The following is a 26198-nucleotide window of genomic DNA, read 5'->3' on the forward strand; positions in this document are numbered from 1 at the left end:
TTTACACAACCTAATGTAAAGAAGTTTAAAGAAAAGCGCGCCATAATGCGGCATTTTTTTAGTGCAGAAACGGAGTTTTTCAAAAAAAAGGGCGGCATTGCTGCCGCCTTGAACTTAACTTGCCTGAGAAGGCGCTTCATCCGTTCCTGGAAGCGTTTCAGGGAGTTGCGGCGCAAATCCTCGCAGGCCGACTACGTGAACGTGTTCGGTATTCTGGAAGACTTTACGCACCAGTTTATAGGTGGTGCCTTTCTCCGGGCTGATATTTTCAGGTGCCGCGATGATGAGCTGCATTTGCAAACGCTCACACAATTCAAACAGCGTGGCGATGGAACGGGCATCCAGTCGCGCAGCTTCATCGAGGAATAGCAGACGGCAAGGAGAGATATCTTTACCGCGCAGGCGGCGAGATTCATCTTCCCAGCTCTGTACCACCATCACCAGAATCGACATACCCGTACCGATAGCCTCACCGGTCGACAGTGCGCCAGACTCCGCGCGCAACCAGCCATCGGAACCACGGTTAACCTCAACTTCCATCTCCAGGTAGTTACGGTAATCCAGAAGTTCTTCACCAATGGTTTGCGGCGTGCGCTGACCCATATCAATTTGTGGATTAAGTCGCTGATACAGTTTTGCCAGAGCTTCCGAGAAGGTTAGACGGTTGCTCTTGAACAGATCCTGATGTTGCTCATGCTGTTCTGAAAGCACGTCAAGCAGCATGGCGTGGGTTTCACGCACGTTCACGTTCAGACGCACACTGTTCACCTGACCGAACGATACGCTCTGCAAGCCCTGGTTGAGCATGCGGATACGGTTCTGTTCGCGCTGAATGGTTTTGCGAATGATGTTCGCCACACTGCGGGAGCTGATCGCCAGTTTCTGTTCGCGAGAAGTTAACTCTTCGGTCAGACGACTAAGTTCGATTTCCATCTGCTCGATAGCTTCCACCGGATCATCGGTACGAATAATATCCTGGCGAATACGTTCGCGCAGATGCTGATAAACCGCCACGAAGAACTGGATTTTGCGTTCAGGTCGTTTTGGATCTTCCGACATGCGCAGCACGTCGCGCAGATGTTCGTTATCCGCCACCGCCAGACGCAGCGCACCTAACGCCTTATCCGACATGGAACGTAAATCATCGGCAGAGAGATAAGCCAACTCACGACGGTGTAAGCGGCGTTCAACGCCATTATCTTTCACCATGCGCATTACCGCACACCAGCCCGCTTTCGCGGTCACTACCTGCTCGCGCATCTCAAAGTAATCACGTTCCAGCTTGCGCAGTTTGCGGGTCAGGTTGTCCATCTCCGCTTCGCAGAAGGTCAGCGCTTTTTCCAGTTGATTGCGGCGTGAACGGTTATTGCTCAGTTGCGCGTGCAGCTCGTCACGGCGAATACGCGCCCGCTCTTCTGCCCCGCTATCGGCACGCACGCCGATATCCTGTAGTTCTCGTTGTAGATCGTTAAGCAGCTCTTTTTTGGTGTCGTAAGAACTTTTCAGCGAAGCCAGTACCTGGTTGTACTGACTCAACTGCGCAGCGTGGCCGCGCAACGCTTCACGAGCACGAGTACGTTCCGCTTCCGCCTGTTCCAGACGTTCACGCAGTTTTTCGTTGAGATCGCTGTTCCCACTAAGCATTTCTGCCGAGTCAGAGTAGCTAAAGTGCGCACGACGCTGTACCACTTCAGTCAGGGCAAATGCCTGTTGACGGGCATCGCGCTGCATCTGCTGAGAATACGCGTAATCTTCTTTTAACTGTTCGAACTGTTCCGGGTCGCTCTGCAACACAGAAACGATCGGCTCCAGTTTCGCCAGTTGATTGCCAAACTGCTGAACAAAACGCGCGGCTTCCTGAGCTTCATCAAGACGTTCGCGGATTTCATCGACACGATCCGCCAGTGAGTCATCCGCCAAAAGGTTGAGACGCGGCAGGATACGGTTCAGTGCCGCAACGCCCTCTTTCGCCTGCTCAAACTGAATTCGCTGCTGCTGGTTATCATTTTCATGATTACTCAACGCCCGCTCCAGTTCGACACGACGGCTGTTCAGTTGGCGAATTTCGGCTTCTGGATCGGACTCAAACGCCACTGCCAGATGGCTGCCAATAAAGCGGCTGAATGCCTGATGCAGTCGCTGGGTTTTCTGAACATCAAAGGAGAGCGTAGCAAAGCGTTCAGAGAGCAATTCGCGCTCGGCGTGCAGGCTTTCGATCCGGCTTTCACGCGCCGCGCGACCAAACAGCGGCACTTCCGGGAAACGCGAGTAACGCCACTGACGCTCGGCGGTTTTCACCACCACCGCTTTTTCCAGCTCATCGACGTTGAACACGCTATCATCGAACGACTGCGGATCTCCCTCGATCAAGTAGAGATCTTCCGGACAATCGGTTAAGCCTTCCAGCTGTTCGGCCACCTGAGACAGATCCGGCACCACAATGGCGTGGCGAGACGGGCCATACAGCGCCGAGAAGTACGGCGCATCTTCCAGGCTAACGTCGTCATAAATTTCTGACAACAGCACGCCGCCAAAGCGTTCCGCCAACGCATTCAGACGCTGGTCTTCGGAGCCGCCTGGCTGGCTTAAACGTTCGATCTCTTCATCGACAGCGTTTTTGCGAGCGCCCACTTCATCACGTTCAACAATCGCTTCGCGCTCACGCTCCAGCAGTTGTTGCAGATATTCGGTGACATCCTGGCTGCAGGTGAACTCTTCACCGCACTGCTCGCTCAACTGATTGAGGCTGTTTTGCGCTGCCAGCCAAACCGGCGCACGCTGCATCAAACTCTGAATGCGAGACTGCAGCTGTTCCTGCTCCTGACGCAGCGCCATACGCTCTTCACGGGCGTTGGAAACGCTGTCAGAAAGAGAGGCAATGCGCGCTTCCAGTTCCTGATGCAGGGCTTCCAGTTCGTCGATATCAAAATTCTTGCCCTGACGTTTGCAGAAATCTGCCAGCAGACGCTCAGCTTCTTGCTGCTCGCGGAGACGCTGTTCCAGTTCGCTTAAGCGCATCCGCAGTGGCTGAACCTGCTCTGCCAGGTGACGCTGATCAACCCCTTCGCGCAGCAGTTCGCGGGCGACATCCCACGCCTCGTTACGCGCCAGCGGGCCGTTGATTGCAACCACCAGCTGATAAGCCTGCTCAAACTGGCTGTGCGCAGTTTGCGCCATGCTCATTTTCTGCTCAAGAGAGAGCATTTTTTCGGTCGCTTCCAGCTCTTTCGCCTGGAAGGTTTCCAGCCATTCGGCGGCGCTGTCGGCGGTTAAGTCCGGCAGATGGCACAGTTCTTTGGCGCGATTAAGCGCAGCAATCGCCTGGTTGTACTGGATCGCACGCGTTTGCTGGACGTCCAGCGCCTGCTGGTAGTCAGCAAGCTGACTTTTCAGCTCGTCCACTTCCAGTTCGGCGGCTTCCGCGCGCGCTTCGTTATCTTCCTGGCGCTCGATGGCTTCTGCCACCACTTCATTTTGCTCTTCGAGACGGATCTGCAGTTCATCGAGGTCCGCTTCGTAGCGTTCGATTTTCTCCTGCTGACGCAAAGCGGTTTGCACCAGGTTCAGATGATCGCTGGCCGCCTGATAATCCGCTTCCAGATCGCCTTCGGCACCGTTGTGCTCTGCCAGTTCACGCGCCATATCGACATGTTTGTACTGCTCCGCCGCCAGTTGCTGACGCGAAGTATGTAGCTCGCGACGAAACTCCAGGGCCTTATCGAGATGGACACGGCGCTCGTTGGCGTGACGCATGTAGTCCGCCGCCACGTAGTTGGTGGCTTCGCTGATCAGATGTTTAAACAGGTCGCGGTCCGACTGGGTGACGCGAATCGCTTCCAGCGTCATACGGTTTTCACGCAGCGCCGCTTCCATGTCCTGGAACGCTTTACGCACACCGCTGTTTTCCGGCAGCAGGTAGTCGCGCAGAGAACGGGTAATGGCACTGGAGATCCCGCCGTACAGCGAAGCTTCGATCAGACGATAGAATTTACTACGATCAGACGCTGAGCGCAGACGACGCGCGATGATGCCCAGATCGAACATCAGCGAGTGGTAATCGGTAATGGAGTTGAACTGTTTAAACTGCACGCCTTCCATCGCCTCGAGCTTGTCTTTGAGCTCGTTAAGCGGCAGCACGCGCGCCTGACGTTCGTTCAGGGATTCGGTCACCAGCTGTGTCGGCTGCACCGACATCGGCAGTCCCTGAATGGCAAACGGCTTGATATCCACTTTACGATCGCGTCCGGCAACCTGTTGCAGACGCACACCAACCACCACGCGCTGGTGGCGCGAGTTAATGGTGTCGAGCATCGAATAACAGACACCCGCTTTCAGCTTACCGTGCAGACCTTTATCGCGCGAACCGCTGGTAGCCCCGGCTTCCGTGGTGTTACGGAAATGCAGCAGGGTCAAGTCGGGAATGAGCGCCGTAACAAACGCCGCCATCGTGGTGGATTTACCCGCACCGTTACCGCCGGAAAGCGTCGTGACCAACTCATCCAGGTCAAAGGTGCGAGCAAAAAAGCCGTTCCAGTTAATCAGCGTCAGTGAGCGAAATTTACCGCGTTCAATCATTATTCTTCCTCTCCGCTATCTGGCTGATTCTCTTCAGTTTCGTCATTGAGTTGCAGGTGATTTTCCAGCGACATTGCTTCACCATCGCGAATCAGACGACGTTGTGCTTCACGCGGATCGTCGCCCGCACGCACATCGGCACCAAAGCGGAACACCGATTCGGTAATGCGGAACTTGCTGCTGTCGTGGCCCATAAACCACACCATGCCTAAGCGACGCAGACGGTTGAGCGAAGAGCGTACTTTTTCCTGCAACTTCTGGCGGTCAACGTCTGAACCGGTAGAACGATTGTTCACCAGTTTCAGCAATTTTGCTTCATCGGCCAGGGTGAGCAGTTCGTCATACAGTTCCTGCTGGGTAAAGATCCCCTCGTTCGCCAGCCGTTCCGGGCTGAGATAGAGATAACAGAGGATTTTCCCGACCATCATGTCCAGTTCCGACAACACGGAACGTGGGATGATGGTGGTGGAACGTGGACGTAAATAGAAGAAACCTTCCGGCGCGCGGATTAGCTCCACGTTATAACGCGCGTAAAATTCTTCTAGATATTCCTGAAAATCCATCAGGAAAGCATGATTATCCAGTTCGTCGAGGCCAATATGGCGGCCTGAACGTAAGGCGCTATCCAGCGCCGGAAATAACGGATTCGCCAGCGCCTGCGCCAGCTTAACCGGCATCACTTGTTCAATATTTGTCGATGACATGCGCCTGTACCTTGGCTCCGTAATCATTAATCGGCTGCCATTTCGCTGGCAGTCCGGTGAAGTCTGCTTGCGCTACGCCGAGGCGTACCGCCTGATCAATAACAATACGCGCGACGTCAAAGTGACGCGCACGCGGATACTGCGCCAGATATTCGCGTACCACCAGACCAAGATCCAGCGGTACTTGCCTGGTTTTATAGACGGCGAGCTGCTCTTCGATAATCGCTGCGAGTTGTTCGCGGATCTCGTTAAACTCTTCGTACTCTAAATCTGGCGGAAGTTCCCCGGTCACTTCTTCATCGCGCAGTGCCATCTCTTCGTCACGCATATCCAGCAGACGATCGGCATTGGCGTAAGTCAGCGCCCACGGCTCATCAAAATAGGTTTGTACCGACTGGCGTAAACGCTGGGCAAAGACGCGGTTTTTATCCATATCGATAGCGGTACGAATAAATTTGTGTACGTGGCGATCGTAGCCAATCCACAAGTCGATGGATTGCTGGCCCCAACTGATAATACGGTCGAGTTTGCTCTGCAGATCGAACACCAGGCGATCGACAAAATGCAGATCGTCATGGGTCATCGTCGCATCCTGAATGCGCAACAGATTGGCCTGGAGTTTGTCGCCTGCCGCTTCCAGCGTATCCTGCAATTCACGCAGCGTTCCGGAAGTTTCCGAAAGCAACAATTCGCAGCTGGAGATCGCCGCCCGCCAGTCTTTGTTCAACAACTGCGCGATGTCGTCTTTCACCTGCTGCTGCTGTTCATCCATCAGACGTTGCGTCAGGTCGATGCTGTCGAAAATTTCCGCTACCGAATATTTCAGCGGCGCATAGACGTTGCGGTGCCAGTGAAATTCATCACCGCCCTCTTCGGCGGCATCGGCTGCACGTTTTAACTCACCCGCCACAATCGACAACTGCATAGAAAGGCGCAACGTAGAAAACTCGCGCTGACGGATGTAGTAGTCAGTAATGCCGATGCCGAGCGGCGTCAGGCGATAAATAGCATTCCCTTCCGCCTGCTCGCTGGTAAAGCGGTTCAGCAGACGTTGACGCACCATATCGTTGATCGCGTTGTTGGCGCGCACGCCGATGGTTTCGCTGGTTTGCTCAAACGCATCACTCACATGGCGGAACGCATCCACCAGCTCGCCTTCACTCATCTCACCATCCAGACGCTCGCCGTTCAGCGTGGCAACCGCCAGCAGAAAAGAGAGTCGGTCTACCGGCAGCGAGATGGAGAAGTCATTTTTTCTGGCCCAGGCAACCAGTTCGGGGACTGTCTGGGAAAATTCACTCATACTTTATCCTTGCTCTGCGGTTTGCGCGCGGTGACATGAATATAACGCCCCAGGGTAATATACGGTTCCTGACGGCAATAACGCGTTTCTAATTCAAGTAATGCTTCATAGCAGTCGCGCTGCTGGTGCTTCTCGCGCAGATAATCATGAAACACGCGAACGCCTGTCTTACCCATAATTTGCCAACCAGCTTCTTCCAGCCACAGATAAACCTGCGCCGGGTCGCGTGGATAATCTGGCGAAAGCGTCCGTTTTTTCTTTTTCGGCATTCCCGCCTGCACGTAATCAAAATTCCCGGCGACCATGTTATGCATCAGCAAGCCGTGCGCATTGTAGAACATTAATGACAACACGCCGCCTGGACGCAACACGGACCACAGGGTCTGCAATACGCTGCGGGGATCGGCCACCCACTCCAGTACCGCATGGAACAATATCAGATCAACGGGCGTTTCCAAATGTGAAGCAACATCCTGAGCGGCGCAATGTATAAATTGCATGTTGTCGCTCACACCTTTTGCTTCTGCCGCCTGTTTTGCGCGGTCGATCATCTGCGCAGAGAGATCGCATAAAATGACCTGATGCCCGCGCTCGGCCATTTTGATTGCGGTCTGCCCTTCACCGCCACCGGCATCCAGCACACGCAGTTTTTGCGCGCCCATTTCCGCCAGCACGCGATCGAGATCTTGCCACAGAATAGCCTGTCGAAGCTGCCCTTTGGTGGTGCCGTAAATGTTACGGGAAAACTTTTCCGCAATATCATCAAAATTGCGATCCTGCATTGCTTTCTCCACCGGTTGGCTAAGACGTTTTCTGATAAAGACGCTATTTTGTCACAGCCACGGCGAGAATGAACCCGTCTGGTGTAATATCGCTGGCGATCCCTTGCTATATGGTCAAAAAAGGAACCAGAAAGGATGCTTTTTACGCTGAAAAAAGTGATTGGCGGCATGCTGCTGCCACTTCCGCTGATGTTGTTGATTATTGGTGCTGGCCTGGCGCTGCTGTGGTTTAGCCGTTTTCAAAAAACCGGGAAGATTTTTATTAGCATTGGGTGGCTGGCGCTCTTGTTATTGAGTTTGCAACCGGTAGCCGACCGCCTGCTGCGTCCCATCGAAAGCACCTATCCGACATGGAATAATTCGCAAAAAGTGGACTATATCGTGGTGCTCGGAGGTGGTTATACCTGGAACCCGCAGTGGGCACCGAGCTCTAATTTAATCAATAACAGTTTGCCGCGCCTGAATGAAGGTATTCGCTTATGGCGCGAAAATCCGGGATCAAAGCTGATCTTCACGGGAGGCGTAGCAAAAACCAATACGGTGAGTACAGCGGAAGTAGGTGCCAGAGTGGCGCAATCGCTGGGTGTCCCACGCGAGCAAATTATCACACTGGATTTACCAAAAGATACCGAAGAAGAAGCTGCCGCAGTGAAACAGGCGATTGGCGATGCCCCTTTCCTGCTGGTGACATCTGCGTCTCATTTGCCACGCGCGATGATCTTTTTTCAGCAGGAAGGGCTAAATCCGCTGCCAGCCCCGGCGAACCAGTTGGCAATCGACTCGCCGCTTAATCCGTGGGAACGAGCAATCCCCTCGCCGCTCTGGTTGGTGCATAGCGACCGCGTTGGCTATGAAACGCTTGGCCGCATCTGGCAGTGGCTGAAAGGTTAGTCAGGCGAGCCACGGCAGGAGTGATTTAGTCGCCAGATCAAAGTTGCTACGGTTAAACCGCCCGGTATTGACCAGTTGCGCAACTTCATCCCATAACACATACAGCCAACGCCGCCAGATGAAAGACTCCGCCACTGGCGCGCGTTGAAGGTAACTCCAGAGCAAATCTTCCGCCAGGGTGTTATCCATCAACCGGAATAATTCATACTCACGCGGTGCCCAGAGCATTAACCCCGGTCCGACCATCGCCTGGAGCTGATCGCTACGGGAATCTTTCAGCATGCTACGCAAACAGAAATTGCCGTGAATCAGCACACAATTATCGTTAAAACCTTCAAACAACACCGGCAGACATTCACGAGTGCGAAACAGAATCCGCTTATCCTGCATGGTTAAACCTGTGTTACTGAACTGATTGAGCGTCGCCCACAGCATTTCAACGTGCTGACGATACCAGGAAGGCCAGAAATTTTCCTGAGTATTGTCAACCGCGCCAACACATCCGCGGCTGTCCTGACGGTGCCAGGCCAACAATGCTTCAACAATTTGATCTTTCAGATGTTCCCAGCGCTCTGGCGTTCTTGCGGGGGCTTCCACAGAAACACCGCGCATCCGCTCCAGCAACAAGACATCGGGACCGGGATGTTCTTCATGCGTCATCACGCCATAGATAGTCGGCATGCGAACAGTCCCGCTCCGAGCCAGCATGGTGGTTTTCCATGCCAGCTGTCTGGCCTGCCCCGGGGTAGAAAAACTTCGCGCCATGAGCGGCATCGGGTTTCCCTGGCTGTCATACAACGCCCACAGAGTTGTGTCTGCTTTTTCATTCACGCACTCTATACGACTCAATCTTTCGCCCAGTAAATGGCTTAGTTCGGCACGCAGCTGTTCCATTCAGATTACCCTCATAAAAGCTACTGCTTTCATAATGAGCGCCAATGTAAAAGATGTCACCTGAATGAGATCAATTGTTGAAGGGAAAAAATGAAGAGAATCGTAACGCTACGACACTCCTCCCAAAATTGAGATGGAGTGTCGTGGGGAAAAATTAAGCCATTTCAGCGCGAACACGCTCAAGATCTTCGGGAGTATCTACACCGGTGCCAGGAACCTCCTGGGCGACAGCAACATGGATTTTTTCTCCATACCACAGCACACGAAGCTGTTCTAACATTTCGATATGTTCTAACGGGCTTGGCTGCCAGTTAACATAGCGGCGGATAAAACCTGCACGATAGCCATAAATGCCGAGATGGCGCAGAAAGTTATCTCCTACGGTTTCCAGACCTTTCGCAAAACGGTCACGATCCCACGGAATAGTGGCACGCGAGAAGTAGAGCGCATAACCTTCGGCGTCGAGAACAACTTTAACCGCATTCGGGTTAAAGGCTTCTTCCGCACTGTGGATAGGCACAGCCAAGGTCGCCATTCCAACCTGACGCTGGGCAAGGTTATCGGCAACCTGACGAATGATTGTCGCGGGGATCATCGGTTCATCACCCTGCACATTCACAATCACCGTGTCGTCGCTGAACGCGCATTTTTCGACAACTTCCGCCAGACGTTCAGTACCTGACTGGTGATCAGCACGCGTCATGCATACTTCACCGCCAGCAGCTTCAACAGCGCGGGCGACATCCTCATGATCGGTTGCGACGATGATGCGCTCGGCACCTGATTCGCGCGCGCGTTCGAGTACATGAACAATCATGGGTTTGCCGTTAATATCAACCAGCGGCTTACCTGGCAGACGCGTGGAAGCGTAGCGCGCGGGAATAATGACCACAAAACTCATGATTTACTCTCATCAGCAGTCAGCACGCGGGCTTCCGTTTCCAGCAGCACTGGAATGCCATCGCGCAGCGGAAAAGCCAGGTTGTCCAGTTTGCAAATAAGTTCTTGTTTTTCCTGGTTATACCAAAGTTTGCCGTTGCAAACCGGGCAGGCAATGATTTCAAGCAGACGATGATCCATAGTTCCTCCAGATGGATCGGGTTATGAATGCATAAATCTTATCATAATCATTTATGCGTCGGGGTCTATTTCCCAGCCAGTGCGGTAATCGGTAAAGAAACCGTGCGGGCAGCGCCCTATTGTTACTCGCGTTGCCTGCTGCCAGTGAGCAAAATCCGTAATCGCCTGACGCAGCCCTTTTTGAAGGGTCACTGTTGGTTTTACCCCATCCTGTAGCCAGAGAGAGAGCACTTCAAAGATGCCAGTCTGGCGATGCATCTTAGAATCCATTCGCCCAACTAATTGCCCACGATGCAATAACGGTAGAACGAAATAACCATACTGGCGTTTGGGCGCTGGCGTGTAGCACTCCAGCCGGTAGCTAAAATCAAAAAGTTGCTCTGCCCGTTTACGATCCCAGACAACAGGATCAAAAGGCGAAAGTACCGCGCTGTGCGTTGCAGTGAGCTTTCCGGCGAGCGCACGTTCGAGTAGCGGCAGCAAATCAGCATGCAGCCAAAGATTACCCAATTTTTCAACATGCACAGCAATGATTTGCTGCTGTTCAGCCCTCGCTTCGCGCCACGCCGCCAGCGCCGGACGTTTCAGCCGGTAGTAATCCGCCAGCCACTGTTCGCGAAATATTCCCAGGCTGCGCGCACTGTTATCCAGCATGATGATTTCTGCTTCTGTTTGCGAAACGAGATCGCGCTCATCATCCCAGTCAGGCATGACACGGTGGGTTAAATCATAAACGCGCTGGAAGTTGCGCCGTTCAATCACCATCACCTTTCCGGCGGTAAAGAGCCCTTCCAGATGCCGTTTATGCGGCTTCCACTCCCACCAGCCGCTTGCTCCTTTACGAGGATGCTCAAAATCGGCTGAACGTACCGGCCCCTTATCATGAATATGCTGAATTAACTGTGCAATTTCCGCCGCATGTTCCTGCATCCAGGCATCTTTGTATTTCCAGCCCATTTTTTCAGGTGCCAGCATGCGGTGGCGAATAAGACGAAAATCGCTACGCGGCATAAAGCAGGCTTCATGCGCCCAGTATTCCATTAATTCACCACACGCCAGAGACTCATCCAGCCACTGCGCAGGATAATTTCCCAGACGACTGAAAAGCACCAGATATGGACTACGGGCAACAATATTGATGGTATCGATTTGCAACAAGGACATACGAGAAATGGTAGCCAGAATATCTTCCGGCGACGCGCGACGACGGGGCTTGTTTAACAGCCCTTGCGCGGTGAGATGAAGATTTCGTGCATCGGTGAGGGAGAGATAAGGCAGCGTCATTCATTGCTCCGTCAATTAAACGCTGCCGCGGCTGAATTAGTTGCCAGAAGCCAGCGAGGAAAGTTGTGCGAGCAGTTTCTCTGGTTCATCGCCCATAAGCTGTGCGCCAACGGGTAAATACCACCAGTTTTCTTCTGCAAAAGCCCGACATTTCACCGCATCTTTTTCAGTCATGACCAGTGTTTGCCCGGCGCTTAATAGTGCGCTGACATCCGCATGATTCAAAGATTGATGATCTGCCAGCGGCACACATTTTTCCGGTTGTATACCGCACATCTTTAGTGTGGCAAAAAATCGCGGCGGGTGACCAATACCTGCCATCGCCACCACATGTTTAAGTTGTGTAACGTCACAACGCGCGCCGGTAAGTAAATTCACTGCCTGACCCGGTATTAAGTTCATCGGGATTTCACCGTGACGCGGTACGCCGCCATTGACGATTACCGCATCAACCGATTTTAAGCGCCCCGCGCGCTCGCGCATTGGCCCGGCCGGCAACCACCAGCCATTGCCAAAGCGACGCACGCCATCGATGACGACGATTTCCACATCACGCGCCAGACGATAATGCTGTAAACCGTCATCAGTCACGATAATCTGCACATCGGGATATTGCGCCAAAATGGCTTTTACCGCATCTGAACGGACAGGAGAAACTGCAACAGGTGCACCCGTACGCTGATAAATCAGCACCGGTTCATCGCCCGCCTGTGCGGTGGTGGTATCTGCCGACAATAACAGCGGATACGACTCAGCTTTACCGCCATAGCCCCGTGACACTACGCCAACACGAATACCGCGCTTTTGTAGTTGTTCCACCAGCCAGACAACCATCGGAGTTTTTCCGTTGCCGCCTGCGGTGAGATTACCAACCACGACAACCGGTACGGGGGCACGCCAGGCGCGCTTCAGTTTTAGTTTATAGCAAAGACGGATAGCGCCACTCACCAGGCCATACAACCAGGAGAGTGGCAGCAATAACCGCCACAAAGGGGATTCACCAGACCAGATTTTTTCGATCATTGGCCAAACTGCATTTTATGAAGTTGCGCGTAGACTCCACGGTGCTCAAGCAAATCGTTATGCGTACCGCGTTCCACAATGATCCCGTCCTCGACGACCACAATTTCGTCTGCCTTTTCAATGGTAGACAAGCGGTGGGCAATCACCAGTGAGGTACGGTTTTTCTGCAACTCGTCCAGCGCCGCCTGAATCGCGCGTTCGGATTCGGTGTCCAGCGCCGAAGTGGCTTCATCCAGAATCAGAATTGGGCTATCACGCAGCAAGGCACGGGCAATGGCAATACGCTGGCGCTGGCCGCCAGAAAGCAACACGCCGTTTTCACCAATCACCGTATCAAGACCGTTATCCATCTTATTGATAAAGTCCATGGCATAGGCCATGCGTGCCGCTTCTTCAATCTGCTCACGGCTGTACTGTTCAGTACGGGCGTAAGCAATGTTGTTGGCAACCGTGTCATTAAACAGATGGACATTCTGCGACACCAGAGCAACCTGGTTACGTAAAGACGCCAGGGTATACTCGCGCAGATCGTGACCATCCATCAGGATCTCGCCTTCATCGATATCATAAAAACGGGTGATCAGGCTGGCAATGGTCGATTTACCCGACCCAGAACGCCCTACCAAAGCCACTGTTTTCCCTGCCGGGATCTTCAGGTTGATATTACGCAGCGCAGGGACTTCACGCCCCGGATAGGTAAAAGTGACATTGCGGAATTCAACGTCACCAGTAGCACGCTCAATCTCGCGTTTACCTTCGTCTTTCTCCTGTTCACTATCCAGAATGGTAAACAGCGTCTGACATGCCGCCATCCCACGTTGGAACTGGGCGTTAACGTTGGTCAGCGATTTCAACGGACGCATCAGTGCAATCATCGAAGAGAAGACGACAGTAATCGTACCGGCAGTCAGGCTATCCATCACGCTTGGGAAGCTCGCAGCGTAGAGAACAAATGCCAGCGCCAGAGAGGCGATCAGCTGAATGATCGGGTCAGAGATGGAAGAAGCAGAAACCATCTTCATCCCCTGCAAACGCATCTTGTTGCTGACCTTATCAAAACGCTTTGTTTCTACTTCCTGGCCGCCAAAAATCAATACTTCTTTGTGGCCTTTCAGCATCTGCTCAGCACTGGTGGTCACCTGCCCCATGGTGTTCTGCATGTTTTTACTGATGCTGCGAAAACGCTTCGATACGATACGAATCGCAATCGAGACAATCGGCGCCAACACAATCAAAATGATCGACAGCTGCCAGCTGTAATAGAACATCATGGCGAACAGACCGATAATGGAAGCACCTTCACGCACCACCGTAATCAGCGCGCCGGAAGATGACGAAGCAACCTGTTCAGAATCGTAAGTAATACGTGAAAGCAGTGTCCCGGTTGATTGTTTGTCAAAAAATGACACTGGCATTCCCATCATGTGGCCGAACAGACGTCGGCGCATGGTCATAACCACTTTTCCTGATACCCAGGAGATACAGTAGCTGGAGATATAACTGGTGATACCACGTAAAATCATCAGGCCGATAACCACCAGCGGCATCCACATCAGCACGGAGCGATCTGTTTTACCAAAGCCATCATCGAGAAGCGGCTTAAGGAGCGATAACATGAAGGTATCGCTGGCTGCGTTGAGAATTAACGCTATGCCCGCCACGATCAGACCCGCTTTAAAAGGCGCAATGGTTGGCCACAGTCGGCGGAATGTCTGCCACGTAGAGAGATCTTTGTCGTTATGCATTCAAAAAACCAGCATTTGTTGAAATAGCCGCATATTCTACCCGTTATCCACTGGCACGCCAAACCACTGATGATACCAACGAGGTAAAATTTGCTCCCTTATGCTGCTGACCCGCCAACCTTGCGCTGAAAAATTGACCGTTATTTGCCCCTGATGCGGGGTGTCAACCCATTGATATCCTTGTAGTTGATAGCGAAGTTTAACTTTACTGGAGGGCAATCGCCATGCGTTATAGCGCGATGCCGATGCCAGTGCCATTTTTCCATTTACCCGCTGAATCAATGACACTGATGACGAGGTATTACTACCGTGATGGGGTACCTGAATCAAAGTTGCCTGAACCTGTTGCCAGTAATGACTTAGCATTTTTTGTTCAGCGGGGGCTTCAATATCGCCAGTCAAAAGAATGCTATGTGTTCCATCATCAACCTTAATCACACAGGAATGGTTATTTCCCTTTTCGTTACTCCCTTGCAAAGGCCAGTGCACGCTAAACTGCAATCCTTGCCACTGCCACGCTTCGCCACGCACGCAGGGCTGATGATGCACCCAGTTTAAGGGGCTTCTGACCCATAACGTCGGCCAGGCATGTAATATCGAGTCCAGTCCACCCCGATGATCAAGATGTTCATGACTAAGAATAACGCCTACCGGTTCAAGGTCATGCCAGCGGAGCCAGGGAATAATCAGTTGTTGCCCACTGTCCCCCTCCGGCCAGGCGAGCCCTGTATCATAGAGAACCGCTTTACCGTTTCGAGCGATCACCATTGCCAGCCCTTGCCCGACATCAAGCATATAAACCTGCCACTCATCAGACCGTGGTTTTTGCCACAGTGGCCAACACATTATAATTCCTCCAGCCATACACACCGCAGGCAACGTTTGCCATGCGTTTAGTCGCCATATCACCAGTAATAACCAGGGCGAAAATGATAGCCATTGCCAACGTTCAGCAATGCTTATCCACCCTTCAGGCAAACTCTTTAACCCCCAAAAAAGTAAAGCTAAGGACCGATCGGCAAGAAACCATAACCCTTGTTCCAGGATTAATGGCCCGATTAAATGCACAACCATCGCGGCGAGGATCAACGGAACCGAAATAAATGTCACTAAGGGAATAGCGAACAAATTTGCCATAAATGAAGTCAGACTAACGCCATGAAACATGACTATTTGCACCGGCATTAGCAGGAGTGTTATACCAAGTTGCAGATGGATAAGTGAAACAATAGATTGCAATACAGGCGGCAATGGCCAGACTGGGCAGGGAAACCACTGATACCAAAATATCAGCGCTGCCACCGCTGCGGCAGAGAGCCACAAACTTTGCGAGAGGATAGCGACAGGATCCATCAGCAGAATTGCTGCCAGGCAGCATATCCACATATCCCAACCACTCCATTGTCGGCCGCTCAATTTAAGCGCTCCCCAGGTCACAAGCGCCACCACGGTACGCAATGCAGGCGGCTGCATACCGGTAAGCCAGGCATAAAAAGCAGCGCAGCAAACTCCACCGATTAATGGCATCTGCCAGTAAATCCAACGCCCGGGGAGGAAAATTTGCCCGCCACGAATTAGCCCCGCAGCCAGTAACGCTGCAAAAGCGATGTGTAAACCCGATATCGCCATTAAATGTGCCGTACCGGTATCGCGCATTATATTTTTAATTTCTTTAGATACCGATAACCGTTCACCCATTCCTAAGCCGAGCATCACCGTCTGCCATGAATACGGCTGCAGCGTCGTTTGCAGGGATGCCAGATATTGCGCACGTAGGCTACAACCTGGTTCAATGACGCTTGCTTGCAGAAAACGTCCGGTAAGTGGCTGATGCTGGGCAATGGCATAACGCTGGCTATCAAAGCCGCCATCATTAAGTTGACCATGAACAGCACGCACTTTGAGTTTCATCGACCATCGTTGCCCGGCGCATACCGATTGTGGCAAATATTCGCCATATAGCGCGATGCCTGGCGCGGGGAATAACCGCTGCCCTTGTAGATGAGTAATTTTCCCGTAATGCGTGGTCATGCCGTCAGTGGCGGTAATCTCGACGACTGCATCCTGCGTCGCGCCAGTTAAGTTTTCTCCTGCCCACAGAATTTGCTTCGCCGCCAACACGCCCCAAAGAAAAAACAGCAATGTCAGCGTGAAATAACGGACGACTTTAACAGGAATAAATGCCAGTACGCAGACGAATACAGTCAGACTCGCAAGAGTTAATGTCCCAGGCAACTGCGGCAAAATCAGCAGCGGAAAAATCCCGCAAATTATGCACAGGCTAACTGTCGTTATTTTCATGCACTCCTCCCTGTTTTTGGAAAGTGTGCAACTTTGTTGAGTGGTTGTCTGGCGGAAGTTTTGCGTTGCCCGAGGCTCGTTCAGAAGAATTTAGCAGGATGATGAAAACTGTACACAACTCTGCGAGACAGCTTCCAGAACCATATTGCAGAAATGAAAAAAGCACCCGACAGGTGCTTTTTCCGCGTTCAAGTTTTACTAAAACTTAACCGTAAATATTGGCGCGATCGCGCAGTTCTTTACCTGGTTTAAAGTGAGGAACGTATTTTCCTTCCAGCTCTACTTTATCGCCAGTCTTCGGATTACGTCCGGTACGCGGTGCGCGGTAGTGCAAAGAGAAACTGCCGAAACCGCGGATTTCAATACGCTCGCCCTGCGCAAGAGTCGAGGCCATATGCTCCAGCATCTCTTTTACTGCATCTTCAACCGTCTTGGCGGGAATGTGCGATTGCTGGGTGGCAAGTCTTTCTATCAATTCTGACTTGGTCATGATTCCTCCGGTTCCTTAAAGGCAAATTTAACGGCTGCTGTTGCTGCATTGATTAAGGGCGGCCGTAGCCGCCCTTAGTGCTTGATTACAGGACGAAACCTGCAATCTGTCAAGTAAACTCAGCAAACTTCGGAATAAAAATCCCGAAGAGTCAGAGAATTACTCGCCTTTAGCTGCTTTGAAAGCTTCAGCCATTGCGTTGTTGGAGAAGTTTGCATCTTCCTGTTTGTTAACAGTTGCGATTGCATCTTTCTCGTCAGCTTCGTCTTTCGCACGAACAGACAGGCTGATTGCGCGGTTTTTACGATCAACGCCAGTGAATTTAGCTTCAACTTCGTCGCCAACGCTCAGAACCAGGGTAGCGTCTTCAACGCGGTCACGGGATGCTTCAGAAGCACGCAGGTAACCTTCAACGCCGTCAGCCAGTTCTACGGTTGCGCCTTTAGCGTCAACTGCAGTTACTTTACCGGTTACGATAGCGCCTTTCTTGTTCAGAGCAACCCAGTTGTTGAACGGATCTTCTGCGAGCTGTTTAACGCCCAGGGAGATACGTTCACGTTCTGCGTCAACCTGCAGAACAACTGCAGCGATTTCGTCGCCTTTTTTGTATTCACGAACTGCTTCTTCGCCTGCAACGTTCCAGGAGATGTCAGACAGGTGAACCAGGCCGTCGATGCCGCCGTCCAGGCCGATGAAGATACCAAAGTCAGTGATAGACTTGATTTTACCTTCAACACGGTCGCCCTTGTTGTGGGTTTCCGCGAACTGCTGCCACGGGTTAGCTTTGCACTGTTTCAGACCCAGGGAGATACGACGACGTTCTTCGTCGATATCCAGAACCATAACTTCCACTACATCGCCAACGTTAACAACTTTGGACGGGTGGATGTTTTTGTTGGTCCAATCCATTTCGGAAACGTGTACCAGGCCTTCAACGCCTTCTTCGATTTCAACGAAGCAGCCGTAGTCGGTCAGGTTGGTCACGCGACCAGTCAGTTTGGTACCTTCCGGATAACGTTTAGCGATAGCTACCCACGGATCTTCGCCCAGCTGTTTCAGGCCCAGGGATACACGGGTACGTTCGCGGTCGAACTTCAGCACTTTAACAGTGATTTCGTCGCCCACGTTGACGATTTCGCTCGGATGCTTAACGCGTTTCCAAGCCATGTCAGTGATGTGCAGCAGGCCGTCAACGCCGCCCAGATCAACGAATGCACCGTAGTCAGTGAGGTTCTTAACGATACCTTTAACTTCCATGCCTTCCTGCAGGTTTTCCAGCAGCTGATCGCGCTCTGCGCTGTTTTCGGATTCGATAACGGCACGACGAGAAACAACAACGTTGTTGCGCTTCTGATCCAGCTTGATTACTTTGAATTCAAGCTCTTTGCCTTCCAGGTGCAGAGTGTCACGCACCGGACGAACGTCTACCAGAGAACCTGGCAGGAACGCACGAATACCGTTCAGCTCAACAGTGAAGCCGCCCTTAACTTTGCCGTTGATAACACCGGTAACAGTTTCAGCATCTTCGTAAGCTTTTTCCAGCGTGATCCAGGCTTCGTGACGTTTAGCTTTCTCACGGGACAGCAGAGTTTCACCGAAGCCGTCTTCTACTGCGTCCAGAGCAACGTCAACTTCGTCACCTACCTGGATTTCCAGTTCGCCCTGGGCGTTTTTGAACTGCTCAGCCGGGATGGCAGACTCAGATTTCAGACCAGCGTCAACCAGTACTACATCTTTGTCGATAGCAACAACAACGCCACGAACGATAGAACCCGGGCGGGTTTCGATTTCTTTTAAGGACTCTTCAAAGAGTTGAGCAAAAGATTCAGTCATGTTTAATCTTCAGGTTTATATTTAACGTCCACCTGGCTCCGTGCCGGATGGGGTTGTTTAACATACCCGCTGTCATTCCATTGCAACGGGGGTACTGCAAATTCGGTCGCTTATGCGAGAGCCAATTTTTGGCGCGCGTAGTGTAACGCTTTTTCAATCACTTGCTCAATGCTTAAGGTGGTGGAATCCAAAACTAAAGCATCGGCTGCCGGAACCAAGGGCGCTACCGCGCGATTACGATCGCGGTCGTCGCGTTCTTTGATCTCGGCCAAAAGGCGCTCAAAGTTAACACTAAAGCCCTTCTCCTGCAACTGTAGCATGCGGCGATGCGCACGTTCTTCCGAGGAGGCGTCAAGGAAAATTTTTACTGGCGCATCAGGGAATACCACTGTCCCCATATCGCGACCATCGGCGATCAAACCGGGTAACTCCCGGAATGCACGTTGGCGACGCAATAATGCTTCACGAACGCGTGGGAATGCAGCGACTTGTGAAGCAGCATTCGCCACTTCCTGAGTACGAATTTCGCCGCTGACATCTTCCCCTTCGAGGATCACTTCCAGATTGCCATTGGTCGACACAAAACGTACATCCAGATGGGATGCCAGCGGCACCAGCGCATCTTCCGACGCAACATCAACATGGTGATGTAATGCCGCCAGTGCCAGTACGCGATAAATTGCACCCGAGTCCAGCAGATGCCATTGCAACGCTTCCGCCATAGCCTTACACAAGGTGCCTTTCCCTGCACCGCTTGGGCCATCAATGGTAATAACCGGGGCAATTGCCGTCATCTTTATCTCCTTAAAACAGGCGTACCGTTAACATAACCGCGCGCATTATACGCGTCGGCGCCACAAATCGTTAACGTTGTGTGCAAAAACCAGTTTTGTCTGTATTCAGATGGGGATTTATTGCGCAATTATAGCGGGCTGGCGAAAGACCAGCCCGAAAGATGACAATGATTTACTTACCGGAGGCGATACGATCGCGGATGTGCTGTGCACGCTCTGCTGATGGTGGATGAGAGTCAAACATAGACTGAGTACGACCGCCATCCAGGCTGGCCAGTTTTTCAAAGCTACCGACCAGTCCCTGGGTGTTAATGCCACGTTTCTTCAGCAGATCAAAGGAGAAATCATCTGCTTCAGACTCTTTATCGCGGGAGTACTTAGCATTGATAGCGCCTTCTGCGATATCGCCCAGTTGCGAGCGAGAAAGCTGGGAAGCAACACCGCTGGTGGCGGAAATTGCATCACGTGCGGCAACGATCGCATAAGAGGCTTTCATTTCAGCCAGTGAGTGACCCAATGCAACGTGTCCCAGTTCATGACCCAGAACGCCTTCAATTTCGTTGTCGTTCATCATGTCCATCAGGCCACTGTAGACACGGACACAGCCGTTTGCCATCGCCCATGCGTTAACGTCGCTGGTCATATAAACCTTATAGTTGACCGGCGTACCGTTAATGTTGTTACCCAATGCTTTGGCGATTTTTGCCAGACGTTTACCGTACTTGCTGGATTTGCTTGCAACTTGATTGCCGCTGTCCATTTCGGTACAGCCCTGATTGGCAATGGCTTTTGCATCGGCGTCGCTTAACGTTGCAGCTTTATAGGCATTTAAACCGGAGCTGATAGCCATATTGGTATCAATACCGTGCGTATTTTGACACCCTGTCAGTAGTGCTGCAGAAGTCGCAATCGCCAGCAGTAATTTAGTATTCTTCATGTGAATCATCCGTTGATTAATCATATATAAATATTATGTATCAATAACTTACATTGATAATCGACGTTACCACTGTTCAAAATGACTCACAAGGTCCGAAAAAAAACGCCGGCAGTGTGCCGACGCTTTTAGAAAGAAATATTTGTCTATTTATCGCCCGTTATTCAAGCTGGTTGGCTTATCCGCGCCAGTTGTTCGAAGTAATCCGGGAAGGTTTTAGCCGTACATTTGGGGTCAAGAATCGTCACTGGCGTATCTGACAATGCCACCAGCGAGAAACACATCGCCATCCGGTGATCATTGTATGTCGCGATCTCGGCAAAGTTCAGTTTTTCCGGTGGAGTGATGCGAATGAAATCGTGCCCCTCTTCTACTTCCGCACCGACTTTACGCAGTTCTGTTGCCATCGCAAACAGGCGATCAGTCTCTTTAACACGCCAGTTATAGATATTGCGCAGCGTGGTGGTGCCTTTTGCAAATAACGCCGCGGTGGCAATGGTCATCGCCGCATCGGGAATATGGTTCATATCCATATCGATGGCGTTCAGTTCGCCACGCGTGCAGGCAATATAATCATCGCCCCAGCTAATGGTCGCCCCCATTTTTTCCAGTACATCAGCAAATCGAATATCGCCCTGCATACTGTTGCGTCCAATGCCGGTCACTTTTACCGTGCCGCCTTTGATTGCTGCTGCTGCCAGGAAGTAAGAAGCTGAAGATGCATCTCCTTCGACCAAATAAGTACCCGGAGACTGATAAGACTGCCCCCCTTTTACGACAAATTGTTGATAGTGCTGATTTTCAATCTCAACACCAAACGTTTTCATCAGGTTGAGCGTGATATCGATATAAGGTTTAGAAACCAGATCACCTTTAATACGAATAACTGTATCTTTCGGCGCAAGAGGCGCAGTCATTAACAGTGCGGTGAGGAACTGGCTGGAAACGGAGCCATCAACGTCAACGTTGCCGCCAGTAAAACCGCCCTGTAAACGCAACGGTGGATAATTATCTTGTTCCAGGTAAGTGATTTTCGCTCCGCCCTGGCGCAACGCATCCACCAGATGACCAATCGGGCGTTCTTTCATACGCGGCTCACCAGTCAGGACAATATCATTGTTTCCCAGACAAAGTGCCGCCGCCAGCGGACGCATAGCCGTTCCGGCGTTTCCAAGAAACAACTCCAGGGCACTTTCTGCGTGTAATGGACCGCCGTTACCGATGATTTCGCAACGCGTACGATCGGCTGAAAGCGTGTAACTTACCCCTAACGCCGTTAATGCATTCAGCATATGGCGCACGTCATCGCTATCAAGCAGATTAGTTAATACTGTTTTGCCGTGTGCTAATGCCGCCAGCAATAAAGCGCGGTTAGAAACGCTCTTGGAACCGGGCAGATTAATAGTGCCATCGACACGGGCGATGGGGTGCAACGTCAGGGATTCCATGAACTCAACTCTCTACAACAGAAATAAAAACCCCACAGTCTGGCTGTGGGGATTACGCAAAATGTCGGCATTAGCCGTGACGACGTTCGAACTCAACCATGAAGTCTGTCAGTGCTTTAACGCCTTCCAGCGGCATGGCGTTATAAATAGAAGCACGCATTCCGCCGACCACACGGTGACCTTTCAGCGCATGTAAGCCCGCAGCGAAAGACTCTTCGAGGAACAATTTATCAAGCGCGCTATCCGCCAACTGGAACGGCACGTTCATCCGCGAACGGTTAGCTTTCGCCACATCATTGCGGTAGAAATCGCTGTTATCAATCACCCCATACAGCAGTTCTGCTTTTTGCTGATTGATCTTATCCATTGCAACCACACCGCCGGTCGCTTTCAGCCATTTGAAGACCAGACCAGACAGATACCAGGCAAACGTTGGCGGCGTGTTAAACATGGAGTCGTTATCGTTGAGGATGGAATAATCCAGAATCGACGGACAAGCGATATTCGCTTTGCCCAGCAAATCTTCACGAACGATGACGATTGTCAGGCCAGCCGGGCCGATATTTTTCTGCGCACCAGCGTAAATTACGCCATAACGGCTGACATCAATCGGACGGGAAAGAATGGTTGAAGAGAAGTCGGCAGCGACCACCACATCTTTGCCGAAGTCTGGCGTTTCGTCGATGGCGATACCATCAATGGTTTCATTCGGGCAGTAATGCATATAAGCAGCATTATCAGAGAGCTGCCATTCACGCATTGGCTTAACCGCGCGCAGACCATCAACAGTCACTTTGGCGTCAAAGACATTAGGCGTGCAGTATTTTTTCGCTTCTTTAATGGCACTTGCCGCCCAGTAACCTGCATCAACATAATCTGCGGTGGTTTTATCACCAAGAATATTCAGCGGTACAGCAGCAAACTGACCGCGACCGCCGCCGTGGCAGAACAATACTTTGTAGTTGGAGGGGATATTAAGAAGATCACGAAAATCCTTCTCGGCTTCCTCTGCAACCTGAATGAACTCTTTGCCACGGTGACTCACTTCCATCACCGACGTACCAAGACCGTTCCAGTCGCGCAGTTCCTGTTGAGCCTGTTTAAGCACCTCTGCCGGTAGCATTGCCGGACCAGAACTAAAATTGAAGATTTGAGCCATTTCCCCTCACCACGTTGCGTTGCTATTAACCCGCGGTCAATCGATTGCGACCACAGGTAATACATTATTCCTGTGGCTATCGGTTTTATCATTCAGTGACACACATCGCAATGAGTAAAACCGTTGAGGGCAAAAATGTGGCTTGCATCACACAAAAGAATCTCTCGGATTATTAGCAAAAAGCCGATGTTTTTACTGTCAGGTCACCCGTTTTGCCCGACTTGCCTTCGTCCATTCTGGATTTGCACAGCGCGGACATAATTGTTTTTCCCCCGCGTTCATATGAATGATTTCACTGCAACGGATGCATGCATAGTCCGCCGACTCCGGCACCACTTTGTAACGCTGAGTACAGTCACTGGGTAAAATAAGTAAGCCTGGTTTTACTTTGTCATTTTCAAAGAAATAGACGCTAATTTGCCCGTTGGTTTCGAGAATAGCCAAACGTACCTGCCCCAGTTGTTCCACGCCACGCAACCGTAGTTCCATAAAGAACTCAAATTCCGTCATGTTGGAGTTATTGAGTTTCGACCAGGCCAGCTCACCATCTTCAATAATGACAACCGGTTTACCTTCCAGCAAATCTTCCAGTTTTTCACTGTGCGCCATCAACCACATCACCAGGCGGTATAACAACGCCAGGGTAATAAAGACAATAAGCACCGGGACCATCGGCACATCGTCATAAAACGCCACATCCCCCGCCGCCGACCCCAGCGTCAGAATGATTAATACTTCAAATAGCGACATTTGCCGCACGCCGCGTCTTCCTGTCATTTTGAGGAACAAAAAGACCAACACAAAGGTATAGAGACTACGTAGTGCAACTTCGCCAAGAAAATCAAAAGGCACTTTATCGAATGCCATACGGTGGAGATCGAACGCCTTCATTTTTATGCTCTTATCGTAGTTTATCCGCTAAAAGCATAGCTAACAGTTCATCAGCGTGGCGGCGGTGATAGCACCTTTGAGATAAAACCCGTATTATTGCGCGCTTTCCGTACGACTAAAGTGATTTTCATGACGCAAACATTTATCCCCGGCAAAGATGCCGCACTGGAAGATTCCATCGCTCGCTTCCAGCAAAAACTCTCCGACCTCGGTTTTCAGATTGAAGAAGCCTCCTGGCTGAATCCGGTACCGAACGTCTGGTCCGTGCACATTCGCGACAAAGAGTGCGCCCTGTGTTTTACCAACGGCAAAGGCGCAACCAAAAAAGCGGCGCTGGCTTCTGCCCTCGGTGAATATTTCGAGCGTCTGTCTACCAACTACTTTTTTGCGGACTTCTGGCTGGGCGAAACCATCGCCAACGGTCCGTTCGTGCATTATCCCAACGAAAAATGGTTCCCACTGACCGAAAATGACGATGTGCCAGAAGGGCTGCTCGATGACCGTCTGCGCGCATTTTACGATCCGGAAAATGAACTGACCGGCAGTATGCTGATTGACCTGCAATCCGGTAACGAAGATCGTGGTATTTGCGGCCTGCCGTTTACACGTCAGTCCGACAATCAGACCGTTTATATTCCGATGAATATCATTGGTAACCTGTACGTCTCTAACGGTATGTCCGCAGGTAATACCCGCAACGAAGCACGCGTTCAGGGGTTGTCCGAAGTTTTCGAACGCTACGTGAAAAACCGCATTATTGCTGAAAGCATCAGCCTGCCAGAGATCCCAGCAGACGTGCTGGCGCGTTATCCAGCAGTAGTTGAAGCGATCGAAACGCTGGAAGCGGAAGGTTTCCCGATCTTCGCATATGATGGTTCCCTTGGCGGCCAGTATCCGGTGATTTGCGTGGTACTGTTTAATCCTGCTAACGGCACCTGCTTTGCCTCATTCGGTGCGCATCCTGATTTTGGCGTTGCACTGGAACGTACCGTGACCGAGCTGCTGCAAGGTCGCGGTCTGAAAGACCTGGATGTATTTACTCCGCCAACCTTCGATGATGAAGAAGTCGCTGAACATACTAACCTCGAAACGCACTTTATCGACTCCAGCGGTTTGATCTCCTGGGACCTGTTCAAGCAGGATGCCGATTATCCGTTTGTGGACTGGAGCTTCTCCGGCACCACTGAAGAGGAGTTCGCCACGCTGATGGCTATCTTCAAAAAGGAAGATAAAGAAGTTTATATTGCCGATTACGAGCATCTGGGTGTCTACGCTTGCCGAATTATCGTGCCTGGCATGTCCGATATTTATCCGGCTGAAGATTTATGGCTGGCAAATAACGGTATGGGCAGCCATTTACGGGAAACAATTCTGTCACTGCCCGGTAGTGAGTGGGAAAAAGAAGATTATCTGAACCTCATTGAGCAACTGGATGAAGAAGGTTTTGATGACTTTACCCGCGTGCGTGAGCTGCTGGGTCTGGCGACCGGGCCAGATAATGGCTGGTATACCCTGCGTATCGGTGAGCTGAAAGCCATGCTGGCGCTGGCTGGCGGCGATATGGAACAGGCTCTGGTTTGGACCGAATGGACGATGGAATTTAATTCATCGGTGTTCAGCCCTGAACGCGCCAACTATTATCGCTGCCTGCAAACGTTGTTATTACTGGCACAGGAAGAAGATCGCCAGCCACTGCAATATCTGAATGCGTTTGTTCGCATGTACGGCGCAGATGCCGTAGAAGCCGCCAGTGCGGCAATGAGCGGCGAAGCGGCGTTTTATGGCTTGCAACCAGTAGATAGCGATCTGCACGCGTTTGCTGCACATCAGTCATTGTTGAAGGCCTACGAAAAGCTGCAGCGCGCCAAAGCAGCATTCTGGGCAAAATAAAATCAAATAGCCTACGCAATGTAGGCTTAATGATTCGTCTGAGTTATATTACGGGGCGTTTTTTTAATGCCCCGCTTTACATATATTTGCATTAATAAAATAATTGTAATTATAAGGTTAAATATCGGTAATTTATATTTAATAAATACGATCGATATTGTTACTTTATTCGCC

Annotated in this window: 20 protein-coding genes; 2 read left to right on the forward strand and 18 right to left on the reverse strand. The window is 51.4% G+C overall.

Annotated features, from left to right (window positions below; translation table 11 throughout):
• Window positions 1-114: 114 nt before the first annotated feature.
• The 4 genes from mukB to cmoM are packed head-to-tail and all read right to left on the reverse strand — an operon-like array spanning window position 115 to window position 7364.
• Window positions 115-4575, reverse strand: coding sequence for a chromosome partition protein MukB (mukB, locus tag FEK42_RS14105; protein WP_130258245.1), 4461 nt, complete (start codon window positions 4573-4575; stop codon window positions 115-117).
• Window positions 4575-5279, reverse strand: a complete 705-nt coding sequence (gene mukE / locus FEK42_RS14110) for a chromosome partition protein MukE (RefSeq protein ID WP_010344468.1) — start codon at window positions 5277-5279, stop codon at window positions 4575-4577. The genes mukB and mukE overlap by 1 nt, the downstream gene beginning before the upstream one ends.
• The gene (mukF, locus tag FEK42_RS14115) at window positions 5260-6582 is read right to left on the reverse strand and encodes a chromosome partition protein MukF (RefSeq protein ID WP_135492133.1); all 1323 of its coding nucleotides are present in this window, start codon (window positions 6580-6582) and stop codon (window positions 5260-5262) included. Before mukF ends, mukE begins: the two co-directional genes overlap by 20 nt.
• Window positions 6579-7364 carry a tRNA uridine 5-oxyacetic acid(34) methyltransferase CmoM gene (gene cmoM, locus FEK42_RS14120; RefSeq protein ID WP_135492131.1) on the reverse strand — a complete coding sequence of 262 codons (786 nt, stop codon included), beginning with the start codon at window positions 7362-7364 and terminating at the stop codon, window positions 6579-6581. The genes mukF and cmoM overlap by 4 nt, the downstream gene beginning before the upstream one ends.
• Before the next feature lie 135 nt (window positions 7365-7499).
• Between cmoM and elyC the strand changes: the two genes are divergently transcribed.
• Window positions 7500-8255, forward strand: coding sequence for an envelope biogenesis factor ElyC (gene elyC, locus FEK42_RS14125; RefSeq protein ID WP_135492129.1), 756 nt, complete (start codon window positions 7500-7502; stop codon window positions 8253-8255).
• On the opposite strand, the gene FEK42_RS14130 is transcribed toward elyC, so the two are convergent.
• The 14 genes from FEK42_RS14130 to FEK42_RS14200 all read right to left on the reverse strand — a co-directional run bounded on the left by FEK42_RS14130 (window position 8256) and on the right by FEK42_RS14200 (window position 24134).
• Complete coding sequence (locus FEK42_RS14130) at window positions 8256-9149, reverse strand: YcbJ family phosphotransferase (protein WP_138211867.1); 894 nt, start codon at window positions 9147-9149, stop codon at window positions 8256-8258.
• 154 nt (window positions 9150-9303) lie between these two features.
• On the reverse strand, window positions 9304-10050 hold the full coding sequence (gene kdsB / locus FEK42_RS14135; RefSeq protein ID WP_064528339.1) for a 3-deoxy-manno-octulosonate cytidylyltransferase: 747 nt from the start codon (window positions 10048-10050) through the stop codon (window positions 9304-9306).
• Complete coding sequence (gene ycaR / locus FEK42_RS14140; protein WP_000350058.1) at window positions 10047-10229, reverse strand: protein YcaR; 183 nt, start codon at window positions 10227-10229, stop codon at window positions 10047-10049. Before ycaR ends, kdsB begins: the two co-directional genes overlap by 4 nt.
• A gap of 51 nt (window positions 10230-10280) precedes the next feature.
• Entirely contained in the window at window positions 10281-11513 is a 1233-nt protein-coding gene (gene ycaQ / locus FEK42_RS14145; protein WP_130260777.1) for a crosslink repair DNA glycosylase YcaQ, read from the reverse strand.
• A 36-nt stretch (window positions 11514-11549) separates the two neighbouring features.
• Window positions 11550-12536, reverse strand: coding sequence for a tetraacyldisaccharide 4'-kinase (gene lpxK, locus FEK42_RS14150; protein ID WP_135492125.1), 987 nt, complete (start codon window positions 12534-12536; stop codon window positions 11550-11552).
• Window positions 12533-14281 carry a lipid A ABC transporter ATP-binding protein/permease MsbA gene (gene msbA / locus FEK42_RS14155; RefSeq protein WP_130205329.1) on the reverse strand — a complete coding sequence of 583 codons (1749 nt, stop codon included), beginning with the start codon at window positions 14279-14281 and terminating at the stop codon, window positions 12533-12535. Before msbA ends, lpxK begins: the two co-directional genes overlap by 4 nt.
• A gap of 36 nt (window positions 14282-14317) precedes the next feature.
• The gene (locus FEK42_RS14160; protein ID WP_138211868.1) at window positions 14318-16582 is read right to left on the reverse strand and encodes a ComEC family protein; all 2265 of its coding nucleotides are present in this window, start codon (window positions 16580-16582) and stop codon (window positions 14318-14320) included.
• A gap of 205 nt (window positions 16583-16787) precedes the next feature.
• On the reverse strand, window positions 16788-17072 hold the full coding sequence (gene ihfB, locus FEK42_RS14165; protein ID WP_000167336.1) for an integration host factor subunit beta: 285 nt from the start codon (window positions 17070-17072) through the stop codon (window positions 16788-16790).
• Window positions 17073-17231: 159 nt separating this feature from the next.
• Window positions 17232-18905 (reverse strand): 30S ribosomal protein S1, encoded by a 1674-nt coding sequence (gene rpsA, locus FEK42_RS14170; RefSeq protein ID WP_000140327.1) that lies wholly within the window; start codon window positions 18903-18905, stop codon window positions 17232-17234.
• 110 nt (window positions 18906-19015) lie between these two features.
• Complete coding sequence (gene cmk, locus FEK42_RS14175) at window positions 19016-19699, reverse strand: (d)CMP kinase (protein WP_000125014.1); 684 nt, start codon at window positions 19697-19699, stop codon at window positions 19016-19018.
• A gap of 172 nt (window positions 19700-19871) precedes the next feature.
• Window positions 19872-20636: a metallopeptidase YcaL gene (gene ycaL, locus FEK42_RS14180; protein WP_130205325.1), complete on the reverse strand. Its 765-nt coding sequence runs from the start codon at window positions 20634-20636 to the stop codon at window positions 19872-19874.
• 164 nt (window positions 20637-20800) lie between these two features.
• Complete coding sequence (gene aroA / locus FEK42_RS14190) at window positions 20801-22084, reverse strand: 3-phosphoshikimate 1-carboxyvinyltransferase (RefSeq protein WP_135409787.1); 1284 nt, start codon at window positions 22082-22084, stop codon at window positions 20801-20803.
• A gap of 70 nt (window positions 22085-22154) precedes the next feature.
• Window positions 22155-23243 (reverse strand): 3-phosphoserine/phosphohydroxythreonine transaminase, encoded by a 1089-nt coding sequence (gene serC, locus FEK42_RS14195; RefSeq protein WP_135492123.1) that lies wholly within the window; start codon window positions 23241-23243, stop codon window positions 22155-22157.
• A 198-nt stretch (window positions 23244-23441) separates the two neighbouring features.
• On the reverse strand, window positions 23442-24134 hold the full coding sequence (locus FEK42_RS14200) for a DUF421 domain-containing protein (RefSeq protein WP_130205321.1): 693 nt from the start codon (window positions 24132-24134) through the stop codon (window positions 23442-23444).
• Window positions 24135-24263: 129 nt separating this feature from the next.
• On the opposite strand from FEK42_RS14200, the gene ycaO reads away from it, so the two are divergent.
• Entirely contained in the window at window positions 24264-26024 is a 1761-nt protein-coding gene (gene ycaO / locus FEK42_RS14205) for a 30S ribosomal protein S12 methylthiotransferase accessory factor YcaO (RefSeq protein ID WP_138211869.1), read from the forward strand.
• Window positions 26025-26198 lie beyond the last annotated feature (174 nt).

Source organism: Escherichia sp. E2748, from assembly GCF_005781125.1.
In the GTDB taxonomy this organism is placed as follows: Bacteria; Pseudomonadota; Gammaproteobacteria; order Enterobacterales; family Enterobacteriaceae; genus Escherichia.

Bases quoted from the DNA above. Each gene is read 5' to 3' on its own strand.
- ycaL (WP_130205325.1), bottom strand. From the start codon at position 20,636: ATGAAGAATACTAAATTACTGCTGGCGATTGCGACTTCTGCAGCACTA.
- ihfB (WP_000167336.1), bottom strand. From the start codon at position 17,072: ATGACCAAGTCAGAATTGATAGAAAGACTTGCCACCCAGCAATCGCAC.
- FEK42_RS14160 (WP_138211868.1), bottom strand. From the start codon at position 16,582: ATGAAAATAACGACAGTTAGCCTGTGCATAATTTGCGGGATTTTTCCG.
- serC (WP_135492123.1), bottom strand. From the start codon at position 23,243: ATGGCTCAAATCTTCAATTTTAGTTCTGGTCCGGCAATGCTACCGGCA.
- aroA (WP_135409787.1), bottom strand. From the start codon at position 22,084: ATGGAATCCCTGACGTTGCACCCCATCGCCCGTGTCGATGGCACTATT.
- mukE (WP_010344468.1), bottom strand. From the start codon at position 5,279: ATGTCATCGACAAATATTGAACAAGTGATGCCGGTTAAGCTGGCGCAG.
- kdsB (WP_064528339.1), bottom strand. From the start codon at position 10,050: ATGAGTTTTGTGGTCATTATTCCCGCGCGCTACGCTTCCACGCGTCTG.
- rpsA (WP_000140327.1), bottom strand. From the start codon at position 18,905: ATGACTGAATCTTTTGCTCAACTCTTTGAAGAGTCCTTAAAAGAAATC.
- lpxK (WP_135492125.1), bottom strand. From the start codon at position 12,536: ATGATCGAAAAAATCTGGTCTGGTGAATCCCCTTTGTGGCGGTTATTG.
- FEK42_RS14130 (WP_138211867.1), bottom strand. From the start codon at position 9,149: ATGGAACAGCTGCGTGCCGAACTAAGCCATTTACTGGGCGAAAGATTG.
- ycaO (WP_138211869.1), top strand. From the start codon at position 24,264: ATGACGCAAACATTTATCCCCGGCAAAGATGCCGCACTGGAAGATTCC.
- msbA (WP_130205329.1), bottom strand. From the start codon at position 14,281: ATGCATAACGACAAAGATCTCTCTACGTGGCAGACATTCCGCCGACTG.
- ycaQ (WP_130260777.1), bottom strand. From the start codon at position 11,513: ATGACGCTGCCTTATCTCTCCCTCACCGATGCACGAAATCTTCATCTC.
- FEK42_RS14200 (WP_130205321.1), bottom strand. From the start codon at position 24,134: ATGAAGGCGTTCGATCTCCACCGTATGGCATTCGATAAAGTGCCTTTT.
- ycaR (WP_000350058.1), bottom strand. From the start codon at position 10,229: ATGGATCATCGTCTGCTTGAAATCATTGCCTGCCCGGTTTGCAACGGC.
- mukB (WP_130258245.1), bottom strand. From the start codon at position 4,575: ATGATTGAACGCGGTAAATTTCGCTCACTGACGCTGATTAACTGGAAC.
- mukF (WP_135492133.1), bottom strand. From the start codon at position 6,582: ATGAGTGAATTTTCCCAGACAGTCCCCGAACTGGTTGCCTGGGCCAGA.
- cmoM (WP_135492131.1), bottom strand. From the start codon at position 7,364: ATGCAGGATCGCAATTTTGATGATATTGCGGAAAAGTTTTCCCGTAAC.
- cmk (WP_000125014.1), bottom strand. From the start codon at position 19,699: ATGACGGCAATTGCCCCGGTTATTACCATTGATGGCCCAAGCGGTGCA.
- elyC (WP_135492129.1), top strand. From the start codon at position 7,500: ATGCTTTTTACGCTGAAAAAAGTGATTGGCGGCATGCTGCTGCCACTT.